This window comes from Staphylococcus caprae (assembly GCF_002902725.1).
GTDB classification, from domain to species: domain Bacteria; phylum Bacillota; class Bacilli; order Staphylococcales; family Staphylococcaceae; genus Staphylococcus; species Staphylococcus caprae.
Genome location: NZ_PPRT01000078.1, coordinates 1 through 245, shown reverse-complemented (window position 1 = coordinate 245; position 245 = coordinate 1). Strand labels below are relative to the sequence as shown.

General features: G+C 39.2%; 1 pseudogene. It reads right to left on the bottom strand.

Features of this window, described 5'->3' with window-relative positions:
• Positions 1 to 227: pseudogene (locus CD155_RS11840) on the bottom strand (CHAP domain-containing protein); the annotation flags it as partial.
• Positions 228 to 245: the final 18 nt, after the last annotated feature.

Genomic DNA, 245 nt, shown 5'->3' with positions numbered 1-245 from the left:
TAGTTGTAATTATTGTAGTTATTGTCTAAACGATCTGGGCTCCAGTTACCTTGCCAAGTGTAATGATAGTTACCTTCTTGATCGATTGTGTATGAATAGCTGTAAGAAGATGGATCATTTGGGTTGTAACCACCATTATTTTGTTCTGCTGCGTGAGCATCGTGACTTGCAAAAGCGAAAGTAGCGATTCCGGCAGTTGCGATTGTAGCTGTAGCGATTTTTTTCATTGATAAATATCCTCCTGA